Annotated in this window: 24 protein-coding genes; 10 read left to right on the plus strand and 14 right to left on the minus strand. The window is 68.9% G+C overall.

The genetic code is table 11. The features are described 5' to 3' along the window. The first annotated feature begins 56 nt into the window (after positions 1–56). Complete coding sequence (locus EV138_RS04870; RefSeq protein WP_238157961.1) at positions 57–1,046, plus strand: GNAT family N-acetyltransferase; 990 nt, start codon at positions 57–59, stop codon at positions 1,044–1,046. Here EV138_RS04870 and EV138_RS04875 read toward each other — a convergent pair whose 3' ends face one another. The 6 genes from EV138_RS04875 to EV138_RS04900 are packed head-to-tail and all read right to left on the minus strand — an operon-like array spanning position 1,047 to position 5,714. Further along, the gene (locus EV138_RS04875; protein WP_238157962.1) at positions 1,047–1,718 is read right to left on the minus strand and encodes a GNAT family N-acetyltransferase; all 672 of its coding nucleotides are present in this window, start codon (positions 1,716–1,718) and stop codon (positions 1,047–1,049) included. A gap of 1 nt (position 1,719) precedes the next feature. Beyond that, positions 1,720–2,658 carry a GTPase Era gene (era, locus tag EV138_RS04880; RefSeq protein ID WP_133977234.1) on the minus strand — a complete coding sequence of 313 codons (939 nt, stop codon included), beginning with the start codon at positions 2,656–2,658 and terminating at the stop codon, positions 1,720–1,722. Continuing rightward, on the minus strand, positions 2,642–2,977 hold the full coding sequence (locus EV138_RS04885) for a cytidine deaminase-like protein (protein ID WP_133977235.1): 336 nt from the start codon (positions 2,975–2,977) through the stop codon (positions 2,642–2,644). Before EV138_RS04885 ends, era begins: the two co-directional genes overlap by 17 nt. 16 nt (positions 2,978–2,993) lie before the next feature. Then, positions 2,994–4,304 (minus strand): hemolysin family protein, encoded by a 1,311-nt coding sequence (locus EV138_RS04890; RefSeq protein ID WP_133977236.1) that lies wholly within the window; start codon positions 4,302–4,304, stop codon positions 2,994–2,996. 7 nt (positions 4,305–4,311) lie between these two features. Continuing rightward, entirely contained in the window at positions 4,312–4,791 is a 480-nt protein-coding gene (gene ybeY, locus EV138_RS04895) for an rRNA maturation RNase YbeY (protein ID WP_133977237.1), read from the minus strand. After that, complete coding sequence (locus EV138_RS04900; RefSeq protein ID WP_238158401.1) at positions 4,788–5,714, minus strand: PhoH family protein; 927 nt, start codon at positions 5,712–5,714, stop codon at positions 4,788–4,790. The genes ybeY and EV138_RS04900 overlap by 4 nt, the downstream gene beginning before the upstream one ends. On the opposite strand from EV138_RS04900, the gene EV138_RS37890 reads away from it, so the two are divergent. Continuing rightward, positions 5,713–5,859 (plus strand): hypothetical protein, encoded by a 147-nt coding sequence (locus tag EV138_RS37890; RefSeq protein WP_232828583.1) that lies wholly within the window; start codon positions 5,713–5,715, stop codon positions 5,857–5,859. The genes EV138_RS04900 and EV138_RS37890 overlap by 2 nt on opposite strands. A 32-nt stretch (positions 5,860–5,891) precedes the next feature. Here EV138_RS37890 and EV138_RS04905 read toward each other — a convergent pair whose 3' ends face one another. Next, entirely contained in the window at positions 5,892–6,884 is a 993-nt protein-coding gene (locus tag EV138_RS04905; RefSeq protein WP_133977238.1) for a hypothetical protein, read from the minus strand. Between the two features lie 77 nt (positions 6,885–6,961). Between EV138_RS04905 and EV138_RS04910 the strand changes: the two genes are divergently transcribed. Continuing rightward, positions 6,962–7,471, plus strand: a complete 510-nt coding sequence (locus tag EV138_RS04910; protein WP_238157963.1) for a SigE family RNA polymerase sigma factor — start codon at positions 6,962–6,964, stop codon at positions 7,469–7,471. Next, a complete protein-coding gene (locus EV138_RS04915; RefSeq protein ID WP_133977239.1) occupies positions 7,468–8,574 on the plus strand; it encodes a Gmad2 immunoglobulin-like domain-containing protein in 1,107 nt (368 codons plus the stop codon). Before EV138_RS04910 ends, EV138_RS04915 begins: the two co-directional genes overlap by 4 nt. Here EV138_RS04915 and EV138_RS04920 read toward each other — a convergent pair. The 5 genes from EV138_RS04920 to EV138_RS04940 form a co-directional block, all read right to left on the minus strand. Beyond that, the gene (locus EV138_RS04920) at positions 8,571–9,287 is read right to left on the minus strand and encodes a 16S rRNA (uracil(1498)-N(3))-methyltransferase (protein WP_133977240.1); all 717 of its coding nucleotides are present in this window, start codon (positions 9,285–9,287) and stop codon (positions 8,571–8,573) included. The two genes, EV138_RS04915 and EV138_RS04920, sit on opposite strands and share 4 nt — an antisense overlap. Positions 9,288–9,291: 4 nt before the next feature. Then, positions 9,292–10,434 (minus strand): molecular chaperone DnaJ, encoded by a 1,143-nt coding sequence (dnaJ, locus tag EV138_RS04925; protein WP_133977241.1) that lies wholly within the window; start codon positions 10,432–10,434, stop codon positions 9,292–9,294. A gap of 37 nt (positions 10,435–10,471) precedes the next feature. Further along, the gene (hrcA, locus tag EV138_RS04930) at positions 10,472–11,491 is read right to left on the minus strand and encodes a heat-inducible transcriptional repressor HrcA (protein WP_133977242.1); all 1,020 of its coding nucleotides are present in this window, start codon (positions 11,489–11,491) and stop codon (positions 10,472–10,474) included. 63 nt (positions 11,492–11,554) lie between these two features. Further along, on the minus strand, positions 11,555–12,658 hold the full coding sequence (locus EV138_RS04935) for a Gfo/Idh/MocA family protein (protein ID WP_133977243.1): 1,104 nt from the start codon (positions 12,656–12,658) through the stop codon (positions 11,555–11,557). Further along, the gene (locus EV138_RS04940) at positions 12,643–13,284 is read right to left on the minus strand and encodes a ThuA domain-containing protein (protein ID WP_238157964.1); all 642 of its coding nucleotides are present in this window, start codon (positions 13,282–13,284) and stop codon (positions 12,643–12,645) included. Before EV138_RS04940 ends, EV138_RS04935 begins: the two co-directional genes overlap by 16 nt. Positions 13,285–13,464: 180 nt before the next feature. Between EV138_RS04940 and EV138_RS04945 the strand changes: the two genes are divergently transcribed. The 4 genes from EV138_RS04945 to EV138_RS04960 all read left to right on the plus strand — a co-directional run bounded on the left by EV138_RS04945 (position 13,465) and on the right by EV138_RS04960 (position 17,540). Next, a complete protein-coding gene (locus EV138_RS04945) occupies positions 13,465–14,268 on the plus strand; it encodes an MBL fold metallo-hydrolase (protein ID WP_133977244.1) in 804 nt (267 codons plus the stop codon). A 107-nt stretch (positions 14,269–14,375) separates the two neighbouring features. After that, on the plus strand, positions 14,376–15,908 hold the full coding sequence (locus EV138_RS04950) for an NCS1 family nucleobase:cation symporter-1 (RefSeq protein ID WP_133977245.1): 1,533 nt from the start codon (positions 14,376–14,378) through the stop codon (positions 15,906–15,908). Between the two features lie 135 nt (positions 15,909–16,043). Further along, positions 16,044–16,661, plus strand: a complete 618-nt coding sequence (locus tag EV138_RS04955) for a DUF1349 domain-containing protein (protein WP_133977246.1) — start codon at positions 16,044–16,046, stop codon at positions 16,659–16,661. Between the two features lie 54 nt (positions 16,662–16,715). After that, positions 16,716–17,540 carry a DUF3097 domain-containing protein gene (locus EV138_RS04960; RefSeq protein ID WP_133977247.1) on the plus strand — a complete coding sequence of 275 codons (825 nt, stop codon included), beginning with the start codon at positions 16,716–16,718 and terminating at the stop codon, positions 17,538–17,540. Here EV138_RS04960 and EV138_RS04965 read toward each other — a convergent pair. Further along, positions 17,515–20,097 (minus strand): DUF3376 domain-containing protein, encoded by a 2,583-nt coding sequence (locus tag EV138_RS04965; RefSeq protein ID WP_133977248.1) that lies wholly within the window; start codon positions 20,095–20,097, stop codon positions 17,515–17,517. The genes EV138_RS04960 and EV138_RS04965 overlap by 26 nt on opposite strands. A 150-nt stretch (positions 20,098–20,247) precedes the next feature. Between EV138_RS04965 and EV138_RS04970 the strand changes: the two genes are divergently transcribed. Both EV138_RS04970 and EV138_RS04975 read left to right on the plus strand, forming a co-directional pair. Continuing rightward, positions 20,248–20,817 (plus strand): hypothetical protein, encoded by a 570-nt coding sequence (locus EV138_RS04970; protein ID WP_133977249.1) that lies wholly within the window; start codon positions 20,248–20,250, stop codon positions 20,815–20,817. Next, entirely contained in the window at positions 20,817–21,659 is an 843-nt protein-coding gene (locus EV138_RS04975) for a hypothetical protein (RefSeq protein ID WP_133977250.1), read from the plus strand. Before EV138_RS04970 ends, EV138_RS04975 begins: the two co-directional genes overlap by 1 nt. Before the next feature lie 3 nt (positions 21,660–21,662). Here the strand turns inward: EV138_RS04975 and EV138_RS04980 are convergent, their stop codons facing one another. Beyond that, positions 21,663–22,694 carry a LacI family DNA-binding transcriptional regulator gene (locus tag EV138_RS04980; RefSeq protein WP_133977251.1) on the minus strand — a complete coding sequence of 344 codons (1,032 nt, stop codon included), beginning with the start codon at positions 22,692–22,694 and terminating at the stop codon, positions 21,663–21,665. Positions 22,695–22,744: the final 50 nt, after the last annotated feature.

The raw sequence follows: 22,744 nt of genomic DNA on the forward strand, positions 1-22,744 counted from the left end.
CTTCACCGGGCGCTAAATGACTCGCGGTGACAGCCGGCGCGGCGCACGCTGGGGCTGTGGACATCACCAGGCTCTCTCCCGACGACGAGGTCGGCTGTGCCGAGGCGGTAGCCCTGCTGACCGCCACCGCGAAACTCGACTGCCCGGAATCGGTGGTGCCGACGCCTCGCAGCTACGCGGCGCACCTGAAGTACGGCTGGGACGGCGATCCCGGCCGGAGCTATCTCGCCCGGGACACGGACGGGTTCCTGGCCGGACTGCTGAGCCTCGAGCTGCCGACGTACGACAACACCAATCTCGCCTGGTTCGAGGTCGAGGTGCACCCGGACTACCGCGGCCGCGGGATCGGCAGCGAACTGCTCCGGTACGCCGAGCAGCTGGCGCGCCGGGTCGGGCGGAAATCGATCGGGACGACCACCTGGGACCTGCCGAAGGCGGCCGCGTTCGCCGAGCACCACGGGTACGAGCAGAAGTCGGTCGAGGTGAACCGGCGCCAGGACATCGCCGGCCTCGACTGGTCGGTCGTCGAGGACCTGTACGCCGAAGCGGTGCGCGCCTCGTCGGCGTACGAACTGGTCCGGATCACCGGCCGGCTGCCCGAGGACCTGCTGGACGACATGGTCGCGGTGACCGCGTCGATCAACGATGCGCCGAGGGACGACCTGGAGATCGAGGACGAGGAGTACAGCCCGGAACGGCTGCGCGCCTACGAAGAGGCCCAGCTCGCGCACGACCGGGCTCTGTACCGCGTGATCGCCCGCGAGCGCGCCACCGGCGTACTGGCCGGGCACTCGACCGTCACCGTTGAGCGGGAGCGGCCGCACATCGCCGAGCAGGCCGACACGGCGGTCTCCCATGATCACCGCGGTCACCGCCTCGGCGCGCTGGTGAAGACCGGCATGCTGCTGTGGCTGCGCGAGGCCGAGCCGGCCATCACCCAGCTCGACACCTGGAACGCCGAGTCCAACGCCCACATGATCGCGATCAACGAGCAGCTGAACTACCACATCGTCGCCAGAGCGCTGGACTTCCAGAAAACCCTGTGATCAAACGGGTTCTACGACCAGAACCTTCATACGGTTCGAGACGGCGAAGCCCAGCGACTCGTAGAGGCGGATGGCCTGCAGGTTGGTGCCGCCGGTGTGCAGGAACGGCCGTGCGCCGGTCTGTTCGATGCCGGCGGCAACTGCCCGGATCAGCCGGGTGGCCAGGCCCTTGCCCCGGTACGCCGGATCGGTGCACACCGCGCTGATCTCGACGTAGCCCGGCGGGCGGCACCGCTCGCCGGCCATCGCGATCAACGCGCCCTGCTCACGCAACCCGAGATATCCACCGAACTCGATCGTGCGGGTCCGGAACGGTCCCGGCTCGGTGAGCTCGGTCAGCGCGAGCATCTCCGGCACGTCGTCGGCATCCAGTACTACGGCCTGCGGGTCCTCGACGCCGAACGACTCAGGCGCCACCAACTGGACGAGGTCGAACTGCTGGACGAGCTTGAAGTTCTCCGGCAGTGGCAACTCCGGCCGCATCAGGGCGGCGCTGTGGCCGACTCCGAGCAACGAAGCCGCGTCTGCCCAGTCCTGCTCGGTCGGCTCGTCCGGCAGCCCCAGGAAGGGCGCGACCTGGGCCGGGTAGCGACAGGCCCGGCCCTGGGTTTCGGCAAGACCCGAGTGCGTGCCCGTCAGGGCGTAGTACATCGGGTTCTTGAGGACGTCCAAGTCAGAACCCGAGCTTGCGAAGGTGCTTCGCGTCCGTCTGCCAGTTCTTGGCGATCTTGACGTGCAGGTCGAGGTAGACCGGCGTACCGAGCAGGGCCTCGATCTGGCGGCGGGCGTTCGCGCCGACCTCGCGCAGCCGGGCGCCCTTGTGGCCGATGATGATGCCCTTCTGGCTCTCCCGCTCGAGGTAGAGATTGGCGTAGATGTCGATCAGCGGCTTGTCGGCCGGCCGGTCCTCGCGCAGGCCCATCTCGTCGATGGTGACGGCGATCGAGTGCGGCAGTTCGTCCCGGACGCCTTCCAGCGCCGCCTCCCGGATCAGCTCGCCGACCAGGATCTCCTCGGGCTCGTCGGTGATGTCGCCGTCGGGGTACAGCGGCCGGCCTTCCGGCAACTGCTTGACCAGTTCGTCGGCGACCAGTTCGGTCTGGAACCCGTCGGTGGCCGAGACCGGGATCACCGCGGTCCACTCGATCCCGACCGACTCGCCCAGGGCGGCGATCTCGGACAGGTGTTCGGCCATCCGGTCCGGGCCGACCAGGTCGGACTTGGTCGCCAGCGCGATCTTCGGCGTCTTGGCGACCTTGGCCGCCTCGGTGACCAGGAACCGGTCGCCCGGGCCGATCTTCTCGTTCGACGGCAGGCAGATGGCGATCACGTCCACCTCGGCCCAGGTCGTCTTGACCACGTCGTTCAGCCGCTCGCCGAGCAGCGTCCGCGGCTTGTGCAGACCGGGGGTGTCGACCAGGATCAGCTGGGCGTCCGGGCGGTGCACGATGCCTCGTACGGCGTGCCGCGTGGTCTGCGGCTTCGACGAGGTGATCACGATCTTCTGACCGACCAGCGCGTTGGTCAGGGTGGACTTGCCCGCGTTCGGGCGGCCGACGAAACAGGCGAAGCCGGAGCGGAACTCCGGGGCGTGCTCAGGTGTGGACGACATCACGAACCTCTCCGTTGCCATTGGCAACGACTACCGGGAGGGCCGCGCCACCGAAGTAGCGCACCACCTCCACATCGACGTCCGGTGATTCGGTCACCACCGCGGCCGCCTCGATTCCCTTGACGCCGGAAGACACCGCCATCGCGATCGCCAACTGCAGCGCGCTGAGCAGCACGGTGTCCAGCTGAACCGTGCAAGCAGCATAAGTCCGCCCGTCGGTGTCCCGGACCGCGGCACCTTCCGCGGCGCGGGTCCGGGCCCGGGCGGCCCGGGCCAGCGTGACGAGCTTGGCGTCCTCAGCGGACAAGTCAGCAGACAAAGACGGCTCCAAAGATTCAGGCAGTCTGGTGACTGCTGTCCTGCGGCTGGCCGGCGGGCTCGGCGCGCCGGACCAGCACCGTACCGACCTGGTTGCGCCGGCCGGACGGGCGTTCCGCGGTGAGAGACAGGCCGAGGCCCTCGATCTCGACCTCGGCGCCGGGAATCGGCACCTTGCCGAGCAGCTTGGCCATCAGGCCGCCGACCGTGTCGACGTCGTCGTCGTCCAGCGGTACGCCGAACAGCTCGCCGAGTTCGTCGATGGGGAACCGGCTGGAGACCCGGTAGGCCCCGTCGGACAACGCCTGCACGGCTTCCGGGGCCTCGTCGTACTCGTCGGTGATCTCGCCGACGATCTCCTCGAGGATGTCCTCGATGGTGACCAGGCCGGCCGTTCCGCCGTACTCGTCGACCACGATCGCGACGTGCATCCGGGCCGCCTGCATCTCGCGCAGCAATTGGTCCACCGGCTTGGAGTCGGGGATGTACATGCACGGGCGCATCACCGACTCGACCCGCTCGGTCGACTCGGCGGCGGCGTTGTCGTACACGCGCCGCATCACGTCCTTGAGGTAGGCCACGCCGACGATGTCGTCCAGCGACTCGCCGACCACCGGGATCCGGGAGTAGCCGCTGCGCAGCGCGAGCGAGGTCAGCTGGCGCAGCTTCTTGTGCCGCTCGATGTAGACCATGTCGGTCCGCGGCACCATCACCTCGCGGACGATGGTGTCACCGAGTTCGAACACCGAGTGGATCATCTGCCGCTCGCCGGACTCGATCACCGACGACTTCTCGGCCAGGTCGACCAGCGCGCGCAGCTCGGCCTCGGTCGCGAACGGGCCGGCCGCGAATCCCTTGCCAGGAGTGAGCGCGTTGCCGAGCAGGATCAGCACCTTCGGCAGCGGCCCGAGCACGCTGGTCAGCGCCATGATCGGACCGGCCGAGATCATCGCGAACCGGTCGGAGTGCTGGCGGCCCAGCGTCCTCGGCGCGACACCGATGATCACGTAGGAGACGACCACCATCACCACCGCGGTGATCAGGATGTGCTCCCAGGTCACCGCGAAGACGTTGGACAGCGCCTGGGTGACCAGCACGATCGCGCTGATCTCACAGCTCAGCCGGACCAGCAGCAAGGTGTTCAGGTACCGCGGGGCGTCGGACAGCAGGTCGCGCAACCGAACGGCGCGCAGGTTGCCCTGCTCCACCTGCTCGTTCGCGCGCACCTTCGAGTACGCCGAAAGTGCCGCCTCAGCACCGGCGAACAGACCGGCCAGCAGAACGAGCACCGCAGCCACAACCAGCAGAACGCCGTCGTGGAAGGTCACTGGAACGTCACTCCTGTCCGAGCCTGTTTCCTGGTGCGCGCCAGGCTTCGAGCAACCGGCCCTGGACGTCCCACATCTCCGCCTTTTCGGCGGGTTCGGCGTGGTCGTAGCCGAGCAGGTGGAGGATCCCGTGCACTGTCAGCAGCTCCAGCTCGGCCCAGGTGCCATGACCGGCCTTCGCGCCCTGCGCGGCCGCGACGGTCGGGCAGAGCGCGATGTCGCCGAGGTGCCCCAGCGGCAGGTCGCCCTCGTCGGAGTCACTGGTCCCGGGCCGCAACTCGTCCATCGGCCACGACATCACGTCCGTCGGCCCCGGCAGGTCCAGGAACTCGACGTGGTACCGCGCCATCGTGTCCTCGTCGACCAGCTTGATCGACAGCTCGCACTCGGGGTGCAGGCGCAGCGACGACATCACGAAACGGCTCAGCCGCATCAGTCCGTGGGCGTCGATCTCCACACCGGACTCGTTGTTGACCTCTACGTTCATGCTCGGGGCTCAGCGTCGCTTTCGTAGTTCTCGTACGCCGACACGATCCGGCCGACCAGTTTGTGCCGGACCACGTCGTGCGAGGTGAGCCGGCAGAACGCCAGGTCCTGGACGCCTTCCAGGATGTCCTGGACGACCCGCAGGCCCGACCTCGTCCCGGTCGGCAGGTCCACCTGGGTGACGTCGCCGGTGACGACCATCTTCGAGCCGAAGCCGAGCCGGGTGAGGAACATCTTCATCTGCTCGGGCGAGGTGTTCTGCGCCTCGTCCAGGATGATGTAGGCGTCGTTCAGGGTCCGGCCGCGCATGTACGCCAGCGGGGCGATCTCGATCGTGCCGGCCGTCATCAGCCGCGGGATCGACTCGGGGTCGAGCATGTCGTGCAGCGCGTCGTACAGCGGCCGCAGGTACGGGTCGATCTTCTCCGACAGCGTGCCGGGCAGGAACCCGAGCCGCTCACCGGCCTCGACGGCCGGCCGGGTCAGGATGATCCGGGTGACCTCCTTGGCCTGCAGCGCCTGGACCGCCTTGGCGACCGCGAGATACGTCTTGCCGGTACCGGCCGGGCCGATCCCGAACACGATCGTGTTCTTGTCGATCGCGTCGACGTAGCGCTTCTGGTTCAGCGTCTTCGGCCGGATCGTCCGGCCGCGGCTGGACAGGATGTTCTGGGTCAGCACGTCGGCCGGGCTTTCGACCGTCTCGGCCTTGATCATCGCGATGCTGCGCTCGACGGCGTCGGCGATCAGCCCGTGACCGGTCCGCACGACCGCGATCAGCTCGTCGAACAGCCGCTCGACCAGGGCCAGCTCGGCGGGCTCGCCGGACATGCTGATCTCATTGCCACGGACCAGGATGTCGGCGGCGAACTCCTTCTCGACGATCCGGAGGAACTCGTCGCGGGCTCCGAGCAGCGCCACCATGTCGATGCTGTTCGGCACCACGATCTTGTGGGACGCCTTGTGGCCGGCACCTGCTGCGCCGCTGTCGGCGCGCGCCGCACCCGGGTGCGACGGCTCGATACTGCGTGGCCTGGACAGCCTCTTCCTCCTGATGCAGATGGTGTGACCCACCCATGCTAGCCGCCCCGCCCGACAGCCTCACTGCAATTCCGGTCCGACCTGCCCTGAGCGCGCCTGAGCACGGCCTTTCGGGACACCGGCCGAAGGCGCTTGGCCGGGCGGAGTACGACTGACCGGGCCGTGGTCGGCGAGGACCGCTTTCAGGCGGGTCAGCTCGTCGGTGGGGATGGGCGTGGCGGCACCGTGTTCGAGGGCGAGGCGGCGGTCGCGTTCGGCTTCCCACTCGCGGTTGGGGGTGACGTTGACGATGACACCGGTTGGGGAGGGCTGGAGCATCGGGTCGAGGGTCGCCTGCATCAGCTGTTCTGCCTGCTCGGGTCGGTCCAGCCCGCGTTCGAACGCGGACAACAGCCGGTACGTCGCCTCGACGGCGGCCCGGGTGGAGCCCGACTGTGCCGGTGGCTCGTCGAACGCGTCCGAGTGCGTGTTCCGCCCGTCGTCGATGCCGACCGCGTGGGCCGGGGTGAACACGTGCAACGACTGCACCCGAGCGGCCGGATCCCCGTCGTACACGGAGTCCTCGCGCCAGGCATGGGCGCCGCTGTAGCTGTCCTGGAGCGCGTGCGCCGCCGCGCCGAGGTGGGCGAACCGGTCGTCGCCACTGGCGGTTCGGGCCGCCGCCACCTCAGCGTGGATGTAGTCGACGTTGGTGCGCAGGTTGTCGCCGCCGCGCCGATACGGGTCCGCCATGAAGTGCTGCCGCTGGACCTCGGGATTCGCGTACGCCGAGTGCATGGTCGGCCCGGGTCCGACGTACGGGAAGGAGAGTCCGGAGTTGGCGAAGTTCCTGATCAGCCCCGCTCCGAGCGGGCGGTCCTGATGGGCCTGCGCCTTGTCGAGCGCTTCGGCGTACGCCGACCGGGTGATGCCGCGGATCCGGCCGTCCGGCCCGGCCAGCTCGTCGAAGAGCCGATCGGCCGCCGCATGGCTGATCTCCCGATGTCCCGACCACCGCGTGTCACCGTGCTGCTTCAACGAGTCCTCCAACCCCTGGCAGCCCAAGGTTCTCATCGCGGCGGTGTCAACCTGTGACGGGACCTTCGCGTCTCCGTTGCGTGGCACAACCCGTTGTGGTGTTCGATGAGTGCGTGGCACATGAGTCCTCGTGGGATGCAGACGAGGCGCTGACGGCTGTCTACACGGCGCATTACACGTCGCTGGTCCGCCTCGGCGCCCTGCTGCTGCGTGATACCGGTTCGGCGGAGGAGATCGTGCAGGACGCCTTCGTGGCGATGCACGCGCGCTGGCACCGGTTGCGCGATCCCCACAAGGCCCTGGCCTACCTACGCACCGCCGTGGTGAACCGCTGCCGTTCGCGGCAGCGGCATCTCGTCGTGGTGGACAAACACATGCCCCGGTCCTTGCCGGAGGAGCCCAGCGCGGAGCAGGCTGTGCTGCGGACGGCCGAGACCGACCGGGTGATCGAAGCGATGCGCACCCTGCCGGAGAAGCAGCGCACCGTGATGGTGCTGCGGTACTACGGTGATCTCTCCGAAGCCGAGATCGCCGACACGATGGGGATCAGCCGCGGATCCGTGAAGAGCCACGCCGCGCGGGCGAGCAAGTCGCTGCGCCAGGTCCTGGAGCAGAGCAGATGAACGACCCCGACGACCGGTTCGACGAGCTGATGCGTCGCGCCCTGGCCGACGAGGCCGACCGGATCGAGCCGGCCGACCGCCTGCACGAGATCCAGTCGCGCGTCCGCTCCGAGCGCAAGGTCGGCACCCGCCGGCCGTGGATGATCGCCGCCGGCGCGGCCGTGGTCGGTACGGCCGCGGCGATCGGCGCGTTCACGATGCTCGGCGACGACGTCCGGAACACCGGCGAGCCCGAGGTCGCCGGTCCGCCCGCCACGACCAGCGCGACGACCAGCTCGACGACCGGCCCGGCGACGACAAGCCCGTCGCAGGCGCCGCAGCCGACGACCCCCGGACCGTCTGACCAGCCCTCGGTCGCCAAGGACCGCAGTACGACCGAACCGTCGGTCAAGCGCAAGGCTGTCTCCGTCTACTGGCTCGGCAAGTCGACGGGCAACGACAGCGGAGTCGGCGTACGGCTCTACCGGACCTTCGTGCCGGTCAGCGGCCGCCCCGCGCTGGAAGCGGTCCGCGTGATGGCCAGCGGGAAGTCCGACGACCCGGACTACTACTCGCTCTGGCAGGACGCGACGCCGGTGTCGGTGACGCAGTACGACGGCGTGGTGACGGTGGACTTCAAGACCTACCCGCGGCAGAAGCTGGAAACGGGGATGGCACAAGTGGCCGTCCAGCAGCTCGTCTACACCGTCCAGGGCGCCCTCGGCGACCAGACGGCACAGGTCCGGGTGACCCAGCAAGGGCGTTCCGGAGTGCCGCTGTTCGGTCTGGTCGACACCCGCCAGCCCTTCAGTCGCGCGCAGGCCGCCGACGTCCAGGCGCTGGTCTGGATCAACTCGCCCACCGAGGGCACAGTCATTCGGAGTCCGCTGACCGTCGAAGGCATCGCCGCCGCCTTCGAGGCGGTCGTGAACTGGCGAGCCACGAACGAGAAGACCAGGCAAGTGGTCCAGGGCCAGACGACGACCAAGCAGGGCCAGGGCTTCTCCCCCTTCTCCTTCACCACCAAGCTCGCCCCCGGCGCCTGGCAGCTCGACGCCTACCTGATCTCCCCGCAGGACGGCCGCATCACCGACCTCGACTCGAAGACGGTCATCGTCCGCTAGGTCCAGCGGGAGCGGGACAGCAAGGCTGCTGCGGCGGCGACGCCCGCGGTCGACGTGCGGAGAACTGTGTCGCCGAGGAGGACCGGCTCGACGGCGAAGGCTGCCAGTTCGGCTGGGGAGATGCCGCCCTCGGGGCCGACGACGAGGACGATGTCGCCTGCCTCGGGAAGCTGCACTGAGGACAGCGCGGTCTTCGCTTCTTCATGCAGTACTACGGGCAGCGCGGCGTCACGCAGGAGCTGAGCCACCTCGGCAGTGGATGCGATCGGCGCGACCTCGCAGAACCACGAGCGACGCGATTGCTTGCTCGCTTCGAACGCCCAGGCCCGCCACTTCGCCACTGTCTTCGCGACCCGCTCCGGGTTCGACCGGAACTGGGACCGTTCCGCGTTCCACGGTACGACGAGGTCGGCGCCCACCTCGGTGAGCATCTCCACCGCCAGCTCGGCCCGCTCCCCCTTCGGCAAGGCCTGGACGACGACCAGCCGCGGACTCGCCGCCGCCACCGTGCCGCGAGACTCCACGGACACGGTGACGCCGGTCTTCGAGGCGGCCGTCACGGGTCCTTCGGCGAAGGACCCGCGCCCGTCGGTCAGCCGGACGCGCTCGCCCGGCCGGATCCGCCGTACGACGGCCGCGTGGCGACCCTCGGCGCCGTCGAGCACCAACTCCGACCCGTCGAGGTCAGCCAGGTAGAAGACCGCGAGACCCATCGATTCAGTGGTTGCCGAAGGCGTCGCGCAGCCGCCCGAAGACACCCTTGTGGGTGGCCTGGACCTGACCTTGCGGCCGCTCCTCGCCCCGGGCCTCCGCGAGCTGCCTCAGTAACGCCGACTGCGTGTCGTCGAGCCGGGTCGGGGTCTCCACGATCACCTGGACGATCAGGTCACCACGACCTGCGTGCCGCAGCCGGGGAACACCGCGCGCGGTCAGCGTCATCGCCGTACCGGACTGCGTACCGGGGCGGATCTCCAGCGGGGTCGTCTCGCCTTCCAGCGTCGGCAGGTCGATCGTCGTACCGAGTGCGGCCGCCGTCATCGGCAGGGTGACCGTGCAGTGCAGGTCGTCGCCGTTGCGGCTGAAGATCTCGTGCTGCTCGACCTCGATCTCGACGTACAGGTCGCCGGCCGGGCCGCCGCCGGGGCCGACCTCGCCCTGGCCGGACAGCTGCACCCTGGTCCCGCTGTCGACGCCACCGGGGATCTTGACCGTGACCGTCCGCCGGGAGCGCACCCGGCCGTCGCCGGAGCACTCGATGCACGGGTTCGGGATGGTGGTGCCGAAGCCGCGGCAGTTCGGGCACGGCCGCATCGTCCGGACCTCGCCGAGGAACGAGCGCTGGGTGTGCGTCACCTCGCCGCGGCCGTGGCAGATCTCACAGGTGACCGGCTCGGAACCGGCCGCGGCGCCGGAACCCGAACAGGTCGGGCAGACCACGGCGGTGTCGACCTTGAGCTCGCGGGTGGTCCCGAAGGCCGCCTCGGCGAGATCGATCCGCAGCGGGATGAGGGCGTCCTGGCCGCGCCTGGTGCGCGGCCGCGGGCCACGGGTGGCGCCACCGGTCTGGCCGAAGAACGCGTCCATGATGTCGGTGAAGGTGAAGGCCTGGCCGAAACCGGCACCGCCGGCCCCGCCCGGTCCGCTCGCGAAGGGGTCACCGCCGAGGTCGTGCACCTGCTTCTTCTGCGGGTCGCTCAGGACCTGGAACGCGCGGCCGATCTCCTGGAACTTGTGGTGCGCGTCCTCGGAGTCGTTGACGTCCGGGTGGTACTGCCGGGCCAGCTTGCGGTAGGCCTTCTTGATCTCGTCCGGTGAGGCGTCTCGGCTGACGCCCAGGACGGCGTAGTAATCGGTGCTCATACTCCAGACCAACGGTAGGTGGTGGTTCGGGATTCAGTCATGAGTCGGCCAGGATCTGGCTGACGTAGCGCGCGACGGCGCGGACGGCGCCCATCGTGCTCGGGTAGTCCATGTGGGTCGGTCCAACGATGCCGAGCGTGGCCAGCGCCTCCGACTTGGAGCCGTAGCCGGTCGCCACGACCGACGTGGTCGCGAGCCCCTCGTACGGGTTCTCGTGGCCGATCCGGACCGTCAGGGTCTGCGGGTTGGTCGCCTCGCCGAGCAGCTTGAGCAGGATCACGTGCTCCTCGAGCGCCTCCAGCACCGGTTTCACGTTGCGCTCGAAGTCGTCGCCGTACCGCGTCAGGTTGGCCGCGCCGCCGACCGCGATCCGCTGCTCGCCCTCGACCGTGAAGGTCTCCAGCAGGCTGGTCACGATGGCGGTCACCAACGGCCGGTCGGCCGGTGCGAAGGTCTCGGTCACGCTCTCCAGCGAGGTCGCCGCGTCGGCCAGCCGCTGGCCGGTCAGCGCCGAGTTCAGCCGGGACCGCAGGTCCACGATCAGTTGCTCGTCGACGTCGTCCGGCGCCTCGACGATCCGCTGCTCGACCCGGCCCGTGCTGGTGATCAGCACGAGCAGCAGCCGTCGCGGCGTCATCGTGACGACCTCGATGTGGCGCACGCTGGACCGGCTGAGCGTCGGGTACTGCACGATCGCGACCTGGCGGGTGATCTGGGCGAGCAGGCGCACCGTACGGCGTACGACGTCGTCCAGGTCGACCGCGCCGACCAGGAAGGACGAGATCGCCCTCTTCTCGGCCGGCGACAGGGCCTTCACCGTGCTCAGCTTGTCCACGAACAACCGGTAGCCGGCGTCGGTCGGGATCCGGCCCGCGCTGGTGTGCGGCTGGGTGATGTACCCCTCCTCCTCCAGCGCGGCCATGTCGTTGCGGACCGTCGCCGGGGAGACGCCGAGGTTGTGCCGGTCGACCAGCGTCTTCGAGCCGACCGGCTCATGAGTCGCCACGTAGTCCTCGACGATGGCCCGGAGCACGTCCAGTTTGCGTTCGTCCAGCACGCACACCACCCTCTCTGGCTTGGCACTCCCAAGTTTCGAGTGCCAGTCTACGTGGGTGCCGTCCTAGCTGCTCTCTGGCGACGCTCCCAACGGTACGGCGGCCGGCCGCTCGACCGTGCTGGCCACATCCACCGGCTGGTCCTGGTCCGCCGCCTCGAGCAGTGACTCGAGCACGTCGAGCACGTGGTAGGCCAGCGTGCCGTTGGCCCGGTGCGGCTCGCCTGTCCGGATAGCGCGCGCCATGTCGGCCAGGCCGACGCCGCGTCCTGTCCCGGCGTACCCACCAGCTACGGGGACCTCGGTCCAGTCCCGCACGGACGCGGTGGCGATCTCGACCTTGCCGTCGAAGTTGTTCGGGTCCGGCACGGACAGGCTGCCCTCTGTGCCGTACACCTCGATCCGCGGGAGCCGCGCGGCCCACACGTCGAAGCTCATCAGCACAGTGGTGAGCGCACCGGACTCGTGCTCCAGTACGCCGGTCACGTGGGTCGGTACGTCGACAGAGAACGTCTGGCCTGCGCGGGGACCCGTGTGGACCTTGCGCTCGGCCTGTGAGCGCCCGGCTCGCCCGGTGACCCGTCGTACGGGACCGAGCAGAGTGACGAGGCTCGTGATGTAGTACGGACCCATGTCGAGCAGCGGACCGCCACCGGGCTGGTAGTAGAACTCCGGTGCCGGGTGCCACAGCTCGTGCCCAGGCGTGACGAAGTACGCCGAGGCAGCGGTCGGTACGCCGATGTCGCCGCGATCCAGGACCGCTCGGGCGGTCTGGGTGCCGGTACCGAGCACGGTGTCGGGCGCGCAGCCGATGCGCAGCTTGTTGGCGGCCGCGAGCTTCAGCAGCGGCTCGGCCTCGGCCCGGTCGACCGCGAGCGGCTTCTCGCCGTACGTGTGCTTCCCGGCCTGCAGCGCGGCCTGGTGAACCGCTGCGTGGGCCGCCGGGATGGTCAGGTTGAGAACGATGTCGACGGCCGGATCGGCCATCAAGTCGTCGGATGACATCGCGCGGATGCCCGGGTTCTGGTCGGCGATCGCCTGGGCGCGGGACAGGTCGAGGTCCGCGACGGCCACCACCTCGACACCGGGCAGCCTGGCCAGGTGGTCGAGGTAGGTGCCGCTGATGACACCGGTCCCGACGATGCCGACGCCGGTCACTTGCTCGCCCACAGCAGCCCCCGCTCGATGATCGTGCGCACTTCGGGGACGTCCAGGTCGGCGAGGCTGTGCCCCGGCGTACAGACGAAGACGCGGCCTTCGCCCCAGGTACGGGTCCAGACGGCCGGCATCGTCGCGCCCTCGATCCACGGATAGTCCGGGTGGGCGCCGAAGGTGGTGGTCGCGAGCACGTTGTTGGTCGGGTCGGCGTGCACGTAGTACTGCTCGGTGTGCAGGTCGAAGTGCGTGATGTCCGCGACGATCGGGTCGTCGGAGACCACCTCGATCCGGTGGTCGACGAAGCCGTCCGGGTGCGAGACGAACTGGCCGCCGGTCATGAAGCTGTAGTCGGCGTTGTTGCGGAACGAGTCGACGATGCCGCCGTGCCAGCCGGCCAGCCCGGTGCCGGCCCGCACGGCCGCCTCCAGGCCTTTGACCTGCTCGGCGGTGATCTCGCTCATGGTGATGCACTGCAGCACCAGGTCGGTGCCGTCCAGGTCGAGGTAGCTGTCGAGGTTGTCCGACACCTCCACCTCGAAGTCGTTGTCCCGCAGGAACGGGATGAAAAGCTCGGTCGCCTCGACCGGGAGATGGCCTTCCCAGCCGCCTCTGGTCACCAGTGCCCGTCGTGTCGTCACGCCGTCCGCCCTTCAGAATGCCCGTTGATCGGCTGAGTCAGAGATCGGATGAGTTCGTTACCGCTCTGCGACCTTAAGCGGCGCGTCCCGGCCCTTCAACTCCGTATCTCGCGGCTTGGATAAGGCTTCCCATCCGGGCCGTCCGTCCGCCGCGCGAGCTCGCCCGGTTAAGGTCGCGGTATGAGCGCATGGACCGAGCTGGGTGATCGATGCTGGGTCCGCCGGTATCGCGAGTGGGACCTCAACGTCGGCCTGGTGGCCGGCAGCGAGGGCGCCGTGGTGATCGACACCCGGGCGGACGCCGTACAGGCTCGGGAGTTGCTCGACGAGATCCGGTCGATCACCGACGTACCGGTGCGCTGGGTCGTCAACACTCACGCGCACTTCGACCACACGTTCGGCAACGGCGTCTTCGCCGGAGCCGGGGCTGTCAGCTTCGCGCAGGAGAACGCGGCGGCGGCGCTGGCCGCGGATGCCAAGAACACCGAGATGGTTGCCGTCGACAACAGTTTCGCGGTCGCCAAGGTGATCGACCTCGGCGACCGGCGGGTGGAACTGCTGCACCTCGGCAACGGCCACACCGACGGCGACGTGGTGGTCGTCGTACCGGACGTGGACGTGTTCTTCGCCGGCGATCTGATCGAGGAGTCGGCGCCGCCGTCGTACGGGGACGACTCGTACCCGCTCGAATGGGCCGACACCGTCGACCGGGTGATCGGGCTGCTGTCGGCGACGGCCAAGGTCGTTCCGGGCCACGGCGCCGTGGTGGACGCCGAGTTCGTCCGCGACCAGGCCGGCGATCTCGGCACGGTCGCCAACACGATCTCCGGGCTGCACCACGCCGGCACGTCGCTCGAAGCCGCGCTGGCCCACACCGACGACTGGCCGTGGCCGGTGGCGCACCTCGAACACGCCGTACGCCGTGGGTACGCGGTGCTCGGGACGCCCCGCCGCCCGACGCTCCCCATCCTCGGCAACAGCTGAGTTCTCCTCGGTCGTCGCACTGTGGGGTTATCCGTTGACACGGTGCTGCCTGATCCCGCACGTTGTTGCGAAAGCGGTTACCGCACCGACCGGATGAGGTGGGACAGATGGCCAGCACCGAGCAGACCTATCACCCGGACGGACGGGTCGAGCTGACCGATCCGGAGGCGATCGCAGCCAGTCCGTACGGCAACGCCGAGCTGGCCCCGACGCGGCTGCCGGAGCGGCGCTGGACGACGTACAACTATGCGGCGCTGTGGATGGGGATGGCGCACAACATCCCCAGCTACCTGCTCGCCGCCGGGCTGGTCGCGCTCGGGATGAACTGGTTGCAGGCGTTCCTCACGATCACGCTGGGGAACCTGATCGTGTTGATCCCGCTGCTGCTGAACAGCCACGCGGGGACGAAGTACGGGATCCCGTTCCCGGTCTTCGCGCGCGCCTTCTACGGGGTGCGCGGCGCGAACTTCCCGGCGCTGCTGCGCGCGTTCATCGCGTGCGGCTGGTTCGGCATCCAGACCTGGATCGGCGGCCAGGCGATCTTCGTGATCGTCGGCGAACTCGCCGGCTCCTCGTGGACCGGCGCCGGCGCGATCGGTGGTCATCCGTGGACGATGTGGCTGAGCTTCGCGTTCTTCTGGGCGCTGCAGATGGTGCTGATCTGGCGCGGGATCGAAGGGCTGCGCCGGTTCGAGAACTGGGCCGCCCCGCTGGTCACCGTGGCGTTCCTGGCCTTGATGATCGCGATCCTGGTCAAGGCCGGCGGCTTCGGCCCGATCCTGTCGCAGCCGTCGAAACTCGGCTGGGACGCCGACTTCTGGAAGATCTTCGCGCCGTCGCTGATGGGCATGATCGCGTTCTGGGCGACGCTGTCGCTGAACATGCCCGACTTCACCCGGTTCGGTAAAGGCCAGCGTGCCCAGGTGGTCGGGCAGATCATCGGCCTGCCGACCACGATGTCGTTCATCGCGCTGGTCTCGATCATCACCACCTCGGGCACGGTGATCGTCTACGGCTCGGCGATCTGGGACCCGGTCGAACTCACCCGCCGCTTCGAGAACCCGGTCGTGGTCACCATCGGGCTGATCATGGCGATCCTGGCCACCATGTCCTGCAACGTGGCGGCGAACGTCGTCAGCCCGTCGTACGACTTCGCCAACGCCGTACCGAAGCTGCTGAACTTCCGTACCGCGGGGTTGACCACGGGCGTGATCGGCATCCTGATCCAGCCCTGGCGACTGATCTCCGACCCGTCGATCTACATCTTCGTCTGGCTCTCCTTCTACGGCGGCCTGCTCGCCTCGGTCGCCGGCGTCCTGATCGCCGGCTACTGGTTCATCGACCGCACCAACCTGTACCTGGCCGACCTCTACCTCCCCCGCGGCCGCTACTGGTACGCCGCCGGCTGGAACTGGCGAGCCGTCGTCGCCACCCTGATCGGCTCCGTCCTGGCAGTAGGAGGCGCCTACTCCAACCCCGGCGCCGGCCCCTTCCCAGCCGACGGCCTGATCCCCTTCCTCAAACCCCTCTACGACTACTCCTGGGTCGTAGGCCTCCTCGCCGGCTTCATCGCCTACGTGGCCCTCACCATCACCTCCCCCCACCGAGCCCCCACCGCCGCCCACGCGGCAACCCCTTGACCCCTCGTACGACGCCCGCTTCGCGGTACCTGTCACGCTGCTCGTCAGCGACTCGCGGTTCGCTTGACGCGGCTTGACCCGGCAGGTGGTGTCTGGTCTTGTGTCGCGGACAACAGCTACCGAAGGACGCCAGCCATGCTCGATGTGCCAGAACTGCCGTTTTCGATCACGCCCTCGCCCGCGGGTGTGTGGCGGCGGGACGAACCGGACGGGCCGGTGCTCGCCGATGCGCCGGCTCACACGGACTTCTACATCAACCCCGCCGGTCCGGACTCGACCGATGCGGAGTCGATTCTCAACGCGGCGACCCTGCTCGGCACACCGCCGGCCGGGGACTTCCAGTTCAGCGCTCGAGTCGGCGTCGACTTCCAGGCGCAGTACGACGCCGGCGTGCTGTTCATCTGGCTGGACCAGGAGCACTGGGCGAAATTCTGCTTCGAGTACTCGCCTGCGGGCGAGCCCATGGTGGTCTCCGTAGTCACCCGAGAGCACTCCGATGACGCCAACGCGTTCACGGTCCCCGAGCGATCGGTTCGGCTTCGCGTCTCGCGCATCGACGGCATCTACGCGTTCCACGCGTCCACCGACGCCACGACCTGGCAGCTGATCCGCGTCTTCAGGCTCGACGGCTCGGTATCCGATCACCAGATCGGCTTCGAGGCCCAGTCGCCCACCGGTGACGGCTGCACCGTGAGCTTCGACGAGATCCGATTCACCGGCCATCGACTGGCAGACCTCCGCGACGGCTCCTGAGCGGAGGGCGTGTGGTTGACCTGGAAGGAGGGTGGGTCGGCATACGGTTGGGGGATGGCTGATCGGTATGGGAATGACGTGCTGGCCGGGGACTGGCGGAAGCCGAAGAATGGGCGGACGGTTGAGGTCGAGGTCGCCAAGGGGATGGTGGTCGAGGAGCCTTCGTCGGGGTTCGTGGGAGCCGTCGTGCGCTGGGAGCACGGGGTGGTCGATCTCGAGGACCGGCATGGGCGGATCAAGACCTACCCGATGGGACCTGGCTTCTGGGTCGACGGCAAGCCGGTCAGCCTGCAACCACCGAAGCGCCCCGGACCGGCGAAGAAGACCCGTACGGCGTCCGGCTCGGTGGCCGTCAGCAATGTCAGGGCGAAGGTCGCCAGAGCCAGCCGGATCTATGTCGAGGGGCGCCACGACGCCGAGTTGGTGGAGCGCGTCTGGGGTGACGACCTGCGGATCGAGGGCGTCGTCATCGAGTACATGGAAGGGATCGACGACCTCCCGGCGATCGTGAACCGGTTCCAGCCCGGCCCCGGCCGGCGCCTCGGCGTCCTGGTCGATCACCTGGTCGACGGGTCCAAGGAGTCGAAGCTCGCCGCGCAGGTGACGAACCGGCACGTGCTGGTCGTCGGCCACCCGTTCATCGACATCTGGGAAGCGGTCAAGCCGTCCTCGCTCGGCATCGCCGCCTGGCCGAAGATCCCGCACGGCACCGATTGGAAGCACGGCGTCCTGGAGACGTTCGGCTGGCCCGCGACCGACCAGGCCGACGTGGCGGCGGCCTGGAAGCACATCTTGTCGAAGGTGAAGAGCTACGCCGACCTCGAGCCCGACCTGCTCGGCCGGGTCGAGGAACTCATCGACTTCGTGACTCAGGACTGATCGGCGGCATCCGCTTCTCGATCCATTGCCGGACCCGCTTGCGTTGCCGCCGGATGTACCACGAGCCGGCGGCCACCAACGCACCAGCGGCCAGCACTACTCCGGCCAGTAGCGCCGCGATGATCCGGATCGCAGCCACGTCGACCACCCCTGCGACGACGAGCAGCAGCACGACGGCTCCCAGCAAGGCGGCCGGCAACCACTGCTGGAAGATCAGCGGCCGCCGCGCGGGCGTCAGATCCGCGCTCTTCACCAACCGCTGCCAGGCGCTCTGCCGAGCCGGCTCGGCGAACCAGCGCGCGCACAGCAGCAACCAGGAGCCGGGCTGATGCTTGCGTCCGGCAACAGCCTTCACCCAGCTGCCGAACTGCGGGTTGAGCCCGCCCGACACCGCGACCATCCGGTCGGCAAGCCCTTTGGTGGTGGCGATCCCTTCCCGGGTGGTGTTGAGCTCGTTCCGCATCGTGGTCAGCGCGCCGAGCCCTGCGTTGACCGGGAAGTCCTTGGCCAGTCGCTGGATCCGCTCGGACACCTTGTCGATCTTCCAGTCCTCGGCCTCGAGCACCTGCCGCTGCGTCTCGCGGATCCAGTCCGGGTCCGCGCCGAGCATCGCGCCGAGATGCGCGACGCAGTGCAGCCGTCCCATCAGCCAGTCCCAGCGCCGCCAGTCGGCCGCTCCGAAAGCACCGAAGTGCCCGACCTGCGTGCCGTACAGGATCCTGTCCTTCAGGTCGTTCGCGATCGATCCCTCCGGCAACTCGTCCAGCAACGTCAGCGGGATGTCCGGCCCGAGTCGCAGGAACTGGAACGGCGCGCTGCGTTGCTGCGGAGTCCGCGCCGAAGTACACCGCGACACGATCTCCACCTCGAGCGCGGTCTCCACGACCTCCGTCCCGACGACCTGGATCAGCGCGGCGAACTCGTCGCCGAGCGCGCGCTGCACCTGCAGCAGCTCGAAGATGTCGGTCAGCCCGACCGCGACCGCCTCCGCTCCCCCGGCGGGCTGCAGATCGAGATCCGCCTTCGCCAGCTCGGCCGACAACTTGTCCCGCACGGCCAGCACGCGCTGCAAGCTGTCACTGGTCGCCCTCAACCGGCGCTCGAGATCCGGCCGGTCCACCTTGGCCGCGGAGTCGATCTGGAGCCGCAGCGACCGCAGTACGAGTCGTACTACGCGCTCCGCGGCGCCTGTTCCCCAGTCCCAGCAGGGGTTCCCGGCCTCGAGGCGCAACGGCGCCGTCGACCCGTCCGGTCCCGGCACCCAGGGGTGCTTGGTGGCGAGGATGTCGTCGATCTGCGCCTCCGACAACGCGGTCGCCGCGTCGAGCACGGTCGACTGGTCATGAGTCGCGATCGTCACCGCCTCCCAGACACCACCGGCGGCACGGCCACGCGAGTACGCCGGCAGCAGCAGCCGCGCCGCCTCCTGCAACCGGGCCCGCTCAGTTGGTTGCCCGACGCAACGATCAAAGAGCCGCTGCGAATCGGACCAGGACGCGTCCGCCTCCAGCAACAGCCGCTCGAGCTCTTCCACGTCCGACCGGAAGTCCACTTCCCGCGGGAACTGCACCGCCGACAGCGCCGCCACCGACCACTTGGGCTGGTTCGCATCCACGACCCGCGTCTCGGCGGATCCGACGCCCGCCGACGGTACGACGTACAGCACGTACCGCGTCGCGCGCCCGGACACCGGTCGACGGGCAACCACATCCAGCACCGGGGCGAACGGCGCGTTGTCGAGAACGCCACCGTCGACCAGCCACGCGCCGGACTCCTGGTACGGACCCGGCTGCAGCCGAGGCGGCGCGGCGCCCATCTTCGGCGTCTCCAGCACCGGCCCGAAAGCCGCCGGGAAGGACGCCGACGCACGAGCGGCCCGGGCCAGCAACTTGGTGTCCTTGAGCCCGTTGTTCTCCTTGACCGAGAACGAGCGGTTCGTCCCGTCGTACGTCGCGGCCCGCTCGCTGGTGAAGCGATACAGGTACCGATGATCCGGTACGACGAATCGCTGGCCGGCCGCGTCCTTCGCCTCGAACTGCTGGATCCCCAGCCCCGAAGCGGTCACGAACAAGGTCACCGGCTCGGCGGCCGAGGCCTTGCCCGCGTCGGCGACACCTTCGAGCAGCCGGTTCAGCTCCTTCAGGAAGTAGTCGCCGTCCAGCACCGACGTCGACGGCTTCCCTGCCGCGGGCACCAGCTTGCCGACCTCGAGCGAGCCGAGGCCGACCCAGCGCTGCCGCAGCCACGGTCCGTCATCACCGTCGGGATCGAGGGTCGACCCGTGCGAGATCGCGGTTGCGAGGAGTGACCCGTTCAGACCGCCGGCGCTGGTCCCCGCGATCACGTCGACGACGATCCGGCGTTGCTCCCCACCGCGGTGGCACAGCTCCTTCCAGCGCGCCGCGAGCACCTCGTCGTACGGCTGTGCGGCCGGCATCCCGGCGCCACCGGAGGCCCGTCTGATCAGGTCCAGCTCGTGCGTGACGCCGCCCATCCAGACGGCCAGACTGACCCCGCCGTTCAACACCAGCGCGATCCGGATCTCATGGTCGGACATTTGGCTCGGTCCCCCCTCACGGCCTTGCCCCAACAGATATCACGGAGGTGACCCGGGGAGACAGCTTTCGCAGCAGAGAGTGAGCGAAGAGCGCTCGAACTGTTGTGGCCGGCTGCACTCAGAGTCATCCTGAGTTCGGGGGTGGGCGAGATGTTTTCAGGGCGGAAGGCGCTGGCCACCGGACTGTTGCTGCTGCTCGCCGGTTGCGGCGGCGGCCCGCAACCGCCGGCCGAATCGACGCCGGCCGACACGATCGCCGAGCCGTCGTTCGAACCGACCGAGCCCGAGTCGACCCAGCCGGTCCAACCCCGGCCGTCCCTCGACCTGGCCTCGGCGCCGATCGGTGGCAACGTCCAGGAGAACGGCATCTTCCGCTGCGCCGAGGTCAACTGGCTCGGCCGGAGCCCGATCCCGGCCGGCACCACCATCGTCACCGGCCCTCCGCACGTCGAGCCCGGCGGTGTCTTCGAACTGGACCAGCGAGGCTGCCCGGCCGACGCACGGCCGTGTCCCGACGTCCAGTGGGTCCGCAGCAACTTCCAGCCCTGCTTCGTCGGCGCTCGCCAGGTCGCCGCCGGCACCGAAGACATCGCACTGATCATGCCGATCCATGCCACCTGCACCACCGAGGCGGACTGCCGGAGCCTCGCCGGTGATCAGCCCGGCAGCCAGATCGGGTTCACTCCAGGCGACCTGCCCTCCGCATCCCCGAGCGGCTGATGGCCGGCGAACGGTCCCAGGCCGAGCGCTGGGTCAGCTTCGCCGCCGGCATCGTCGCACCGGTGACGCTGATCAGCGGCCTGTTGTTCTACTTCGGCTACGTGTCCGCGCGAGCGCAGTACGAGTACTTCGGGATCGATGTCGACACCGTCGGCCTGAGCACGCAGGACTACGTGATGCGCAGCCCACAACCGCTGCTGGTCCCGCTGCTCGCCTTCGCTTTGCTGGCAGTCGCCGCTCTCCTACTGCACAACGTCATCCGCGCCCACTTGGCGGTCGGCCCCCTTCGCCACGCGCGAATCGTGGCGACCGCAGTACTTGTCGTCGGCATCGCCGGCCTGCTTGCGCACCCGCTCATCGGCGACATCGCGTACTACGCGTTGGTGGTGCCGGTGGTGATCGGCCTGGCCGCAGCAGCCCTCGGCTATGTCTCCTTCCTGACGACCAAAGCCCGGCCAGAGCTCGGCAATCAGCACGTGCTGCTCGGTCTGCTCGCCGTGGTCACCATCACCTGCGCCTTCTGGGCAACGGCGACAACGGCGCAGTACTCCGGGCGTGCGCTGGCCAAGTCCGACGCCGAGCACCTCGGACAGTTCCCGGTGGTCATCCTCGACACCAAGGAACGCCTTCAACTCCGATCCCCGGGAATCGAGGAGACCGTACTGCGACCTGGCGCGGGTCAGACCTTCAACTTCCGGTACCGCGGGCTCCGGTTGCTCGTGGTCGGGGAGAATCGGCTGTTCCTCGTGCCGCAGAAGTGGAGTGCGTCGGACACCACGTTCGTCGTACCGCTGGACGGCTCGATCCGGGTGCAGTTCCAGTTCCAGAACGATCCGCCGTAGCCCCTACGCCGAGCCGCGGATGATCAGTTCGGTACTGAAGATCTCCGGGCCGGTCAGATCGGCACCGGCGATCTTGGCCAGCAGAATCTCCGCCAGCCTGGTACCTAGCTGTACGACGGGTTGCCGCACCGTCGTCAGTTTCGGCGTCGTCGTGGTCGCGACGACCGAGTCGTCGAAGCCGACCACCGCCACGTCCTCCGGCACCCGCCGGCCGAGTTGCGAGATCACCCGCAGCGCCGCCGTGGCCATCAAGTCGTTGGCGACGAACAGCCCGTCGAGATCGGGATGCTCGTCGAAGAGCTTCAGCGCCGCCTGCTCACCGCCGTCGGCCGTGAAATCGCCGTACGCGACCGCTTCGGGGATGCCCTGCTCGGCCATCACCTGCTGGTACCCGGTCAGTCGGTCTATCCCAGCCGTCATGTCCAACGGCCCAGCGACCGTGCCGAGTTTGCGACGCCCCTTCGACAGCAGATACTCCACTGCCGTCCGCGCGCCGGCCACGTTGTCCACGTCGACGCTCGCGACCGGCTTCTCCACCCCGAGTGGGCGGGCGCTGAACACGATCGGCAACGGCAACTGGGCCAGCTCCTGCAGCACGTTGTCGCGGCCGTGGTGGCTGACGATGATCGCGCCGTCCACGTGGCCGCCGCGCAGGTACCGCAACAGCCGCTGGTCGTCTCCCGCGGACGGCTCGATCAGCAGCACCAACTGCGACGACGTCGGCGCCAGCGCGGAGCTCACGCCGCGCAGGATCCCGGCGAAGAACGGGTCGGAGAACACCCGGCTGTCCGGCTCCGGCACCACCAGCGCGACCGAGTCAGTACGACGGGTCACCAGCGCTCGGGCAGCCCGGTTCGGCACGTAGCCGAGCTCGACGATCGCGCGCTCGACCGCGGCCACCGTGTCCGGCAGCACCTTCGGCGATCCGTTCACCACCCGCGACACCGTCGCCCGCGAAACACCGGCCAGCGCGGCCACCTGTTCCAGGGTCGGGGACAGCGAGTCGTAGCTCTGCCTGGACGACGGCTTCGACAACGGACCTCCCCGACTGGTGCTGAACGTTCACACCGTAGTACGTCCGGTCG

This window comes from Kribbella voronezhensis, assembly GCF_004365175.1.
In the GTDB taxonomy this organism is placed as follows: domain Bacteria; phylum Actinomycetota; class Actinomycetes; order Propionibacteriales; family Kribbellaceae; genus Kribbella; species Kribbella voronezhensis.

Excerpts from the sequence above, each read along its gene's own strand:
- era (WP_133977234.1), bottom strand. The coding sequence starts at position 2,658 with ATGTCGTCCACACCTGAGCACGCCCCGGAGTTCCGCTCCGGCTTCGCC.
- ybeY (WP_133977237.1), bottom strand. The coding sequence starts at position 4,791 with ATGAACGTAGAGGTCAACAACGAGTCCGGTGTGGAGATCGACGCCCAC.
- EV138_RS37890 (WP_232828583.1), top strand. The coding sequence starts at position 5,713 with ATGTCGATGCTGTTCGGCACCACGATCTTGTGGGACGCCTTGTGGCCG.
- EV138_RS04900 (WP_238158401.1), bottom strand. The coding sequence starts at position 5,714 with ATGGTGGCGCTGCTCGGAGCCCGCGACGAGTTCCTCCGGATCGTCGAG.
- EV138_RS04905 (WP_133977238.1), bottom strand. The coding sequence starts at position 6,884 with ATGAGAACCTTGGGCTGCCAGGGGTTGGAGGACTCGTTGAAGCAGCAC.
- EV138_RS04915 (WP_133977239.1), top strand. The coding sequence starts at position 7,468 with ATGAACGACCCCGACGACCGGTTCGACGAGCTGATGCGTCGCGCCCTG.
- EV138_RS04920 (WP_133977240.1), bottom strand. The coding sequence starts at position 9,287 with ATGGGTCTCGCGGTCTTCTACCTGGCTGACCTCGACGGGTCGGAGTTG.
- dnaJ (WP_133977241.1), bottom strand. The coding sequence starts at position 10,434 with ATGAGCACCGATTACTACGCCGTCCTGGGCGTCAGCCGAGACGCCTCA.
- EV138_RS04945 (WP_133977244.1), top strand. The coding sequence starts at position 13,465 with ATGAGCGCATGGACCGAGCTGGGTGATCGATGCTGGGTCCGCCGGTAT.
- EV138_RS04950 (WP_133977245.1), top strand. The coding sequence starts at position 14,376 with ATGGCCAGCACCGAGCAGACCTATCACCCGGACGGACGGGTCGAGCTG.
- EV138_RS04955 (WP_133977246.1), top strand. The coding sequence starts at position 16,044 with ATGCTCGATGTGCCAGAACTGCCGTTTTCGATCACGCCCTCGCCCGCG.
- EV138_RS04960 (WP_133977247.1), top strand. The coding sequence starts at position 16,716 with ATGGCTGATCGGTATGGGAATGACGTGCTGGCCGGGGACTGGCGGAAG.
- EV138_RS04965 (WP_133977248.1), bottom strand. The coding sequence starts at position 20,097 with ATGTCCGACCATGAGATCCGGATCGCGCTGGTGTTGAACGGCGGGGTC.
- EV138_RS04970 (WP_133977249.1), top strand. The coding sequence starts at position 20,248 with ATGTTTTCAGGGCGGAAGGCGCTGGCCACCGGACTGTTGCTGCTGCTC.
- EV138_RS04975 (WP_133977250.1), top strand. The coding sequence starts at position 20,817 with ATGGCCGGCGAACGGTCCCAGGCCGAGCGCTGGGTCAGCTTCGCCGCC.